Source organism: Sphingobacterium sp. IITKGP-BTPF85, assembly GCF_001006065.1.
Classification (GTDB): Bacteria; Bacteroidota; Bacteroidia; order Sphingobacteriales; family Sphingobacteriaceae; genus Sphingobacterium; species Sphingobacterium anhuiense.
Genome location: NZ_ASZT02000251.1, coordinates 1 through 3,190 on the forward strand (window position 1 = coordinate 1; position 3,190 = coordinate 3,190).

Consider the following 3,190-nt stretch of genomic DNA (forward strand, 5'->3'; position numbering starts at 1 on the left):
TTCTTTGCTTATTTGCTGGGACGGCACATATTGTTTACTCGCTTTTGCCGATTATCGCAGAGGTTTCGGCCAAGCAGCGTATACGTCCGGAAAGACCACTTTCGGTATCGGTGATTGCTTCGCATCTAGCGATCACCGGTAGCCCGATGAGTGCAGCCAGTGCCTCTTTAGTTGCTATACTGGCTTATTCTTCGGCTTCTATCGATATCATGAAAATATGTATTCCAGCGGCACTCTGTGGTATATTTGCCAGTATCTTAGCTGTACGAAAGAAGGGATTGGAACTGGATAAGGATCCGATATTTCTCGAGAAGATGAAGGATCCTGAATTTGCAAAATCGATGGATCCTAGTCAGATGGAAAATGGGACTACTCAATACCAACCTGAGCCAGGGGCTAAAATTGCGGTTGCCATATTTGGATTTGCAATTCTGTTGATTATATTTTTTGGAGCTTTTCCTGCTTTTGTTCCTCATGTGGGTGGAGGACCTAGTTTCAGTGTAAATGCAAATGGAACGATCAATCTGACCAGTTTGATCATCATGATCACCTTGTCCGCTTCAGCATTTATCATGCTGATAACAAAAACTTCTGCGGTAAAAGTCGCGAAGATGAGTTTATTTACATCGATGGCAACTGCTGTTGTTTCTGTGTTGGGTGTGGTGTGGATGAGTGCTACTTTTATGCTGGCTAATGAGGCGGTTATTGAACATACTTTTAAGGATATCGTAACGGTATATCCCTGGACGTTTGCGATTGCTTTATTTTTGATGGGAGCGCTGACTTTTAGTCAGGCAGCCACAACAAGGACAATTATGCCAATGGGTTTGGCACTGGGTATTACAAGTCCACATTTATTAGCGATGTTCCCAGCTGTAAATGGTGATTTTCTGCTTCCTGGTTACCCGACATTGCTCGCTGCAATAGATTTTGATCGAACGGGAAGTACGAAATTGGAAAATTTGTCGTTAACCATAGTTTTATGATTCCGGGTCTGGTTGCAATCGCCGTTACTATTTTTGTCGGTTTTATCTTAAGTGGTATACTGCTTTAGCTTGTGTAATCCACAGGTTCTGAAAGTTTTTGAGAGACATCCTTTCTTCTGCAAAGGATGTCTTTTTTTTAAGGTTAATTTTGATATCTTTGATTGGTATCAATGCTCTATTGATGCGATATTAGAACCTAATAAATAATTGATCCATTTTAAAACGCTGGAATCTGTATGCCTTATTTTAAAAAATATTTTTACTGTTTTGTGCTTGCTTTCTTTTTTTTAGAAATGAATTTATACGCGCAACAGTTGGCTAGAACGGCCGATCGTCACAATTATACTTCCGGTGCCTTGATTCAGGAACGGCCTCAGGTGAAGTGGCGTTTTCAAACCGAAGGTCAGGTTTATTCTTCTCCCGTTTTATATGCCGACAAAATTATTATTGGATCCTGTGACAGTAATCTTTATGCTTTAAATAAAGCTGATGGAAGCGTACTTTGGAAATATAAGACAGGTGGAGAGGTACGGGCTACTGCGGCGGTGGATCAACAGGTTGTTTATTTTTTAAGTGCTGATGGTCATTTTTATGCGCTAGATGTGCATACCGGAAAGCAATTGTGGACTTTTAAAACGGAAGGTGAAAAGACTTATGATATCTGGGATTATTTTCAATCTTCGGCAGCTGTAGAATCGGGAATCGTGTATTTTGGATCTGGAGATGGACATATTTATGCGCTTGATGCCAAAAATGGAAAAGAAATCTGGAAATATAAAACAGCAGGTATTGTACATGCTTCGCCTACTGTGACAGCCCATGAAATCTTGATCGGTAGTTTTGATGGTTATTTTTACTGTTTAGAGAAAAATGGTGATTTACGTTGGAAATTTAAAACGATTGGTGAGCACTATTTTCCGAAGGGAGAGGTGCAGTTTCATGCTGTTGCGGCGGATAGTTCTGTTTATTTTGGAGCTCGGGATTTTAATAGCTATGCTTTAAAAATTAAAGATGGTACTGGACATTGGGTTTACCATCAGCCCGGAAGCTGGATCAGTGTACCTAGTCTTGCTGGAAAACAGCTGCTGCTGACTATGTCGGATTCTTATAGTGTGCTCGCTTTGGATAAGGTTTATGGAGGGAAACTTTATGAACCACGGATTCCATTAAATACGTTTAGCAGTGCTTCGATCACAGATTCTGCTGCTTATTTTGGTGCATTAGATGGTGTGCTTTATAAGTTAGATCTTTCGAAAGGTACGGTTTCAAGTGTTTTTCAAACGGCATCCAGTAAACTGAACCGGTCAAATTTTTTGATGAAAAAGATAAGTTACGAACTGGACTGGATGAAAAATATGCACATGATATCCATCAATTGTTTACGGGATACCTGCAGATGGGCAGTATTTTTTCTACGGTCTGGATTGATGGTCAATCATTGTATTTTGGTTCTGCAGATGGCGCTGTGTATGCACTTGAATAGGTTTGTAAGATATGTGATTTGTTTTTAGAGAAACTATTATGCTCCTTGTTTGTTTAAAAATTGCGAGCAATGATGTCTTGAAGATACTTGTTTGCTTTTATTATTGATTACAACAGAACAGGCATGGATATTTCTAAATTATTTGATTTAAGTGGTAAAACAGCTATTATTACTGGCGGAGCAGCAGGCATAGGCAGGGCTTGTTGCCAGATGCTGGCTGCTTATGGCGCGTATGTCGTGGTCGCCGATTATAACTTTTCTGCAGCGCAGCAAACAGCATCTGAAATTAATCAAGATGGTGGAAATGCACTTGCAATTGAATGTGATGTAACGAAGGATGAAGCGTTGGTTAATCTGGTGGATGCTGCCGTTTCAAAGTATGGTGGAATACATATTTTAGTAAATAATGTGGGTGGAGGTGGAACAGGGAAAGAAAGTCCTGATCAGATCGCTGTTTCACAATTTGCCAAGGTATTTGAAATGAATGTTTTTAGTATGTGGCGGCTATGTCAATTGGTAGCTCCCCATATGAAATCGGCAGGTTATGGGAGCATAATCAACATGTCATCTATGGCTTCTATCAATACCAGTCCTGCAATTAGTGCTTACGCTTCTTCTAAGGCTGCAGTAAATCATATGACTAAAAATTTGGCATTCGATTACGGACCGGAAATCCGCGTGAATGCGGTGGGTCCTGGAGCGGTTCGAACACATGCACTGG

Annotated in this window: 3 protein-coding genes; all 3 read left to right on the forward strand. The window is 40.4% G+C overall.

The annotated features are described in order from the left end of the window. On the forward strand, positions 1 to 986 hold a 986-nt coding region (locus L950_RS24660), incomplete at its 5' end, for an anaerobic C4-dicarboxylate transporter family protein (RefSeq protein WP_021191335.1). Positions 987 to 1,279: 293 nt separating this feature from the next. Beyond that, positions 1,280 to 2,497, forward strand: a complete 1,218-nt coding sequence (locus L950_RS24665) for a PQQ-binding-like beta-propeller repeat protein (protein WP_197086685.1) — start codon at positions 1,280 to 1,282, stop codon at positions 2,495 to 2,497. Positions 2,498 to 2,556: 59 nt separating this feature from the next. Continuing rightward, positions 2,557 to 3,190 (forward strand): SDR family NAD(P)-dependent oxidoreductase (locus tag L950_RS24670; RefSeq protein ID WP_021191336.1); only part of this gene is annotated, 634 nt, incomplete at its 3' end.

What these genes read in the sequence shown, in the direction of transcription:
- L950_RS24665 (WP_197086685.1), top strand. Translation starts at nt 1,280, where the DNA reads ATGAATTTATACGCGCAACAGTTGGCTAGAACGGCCGATCGTCACAAT.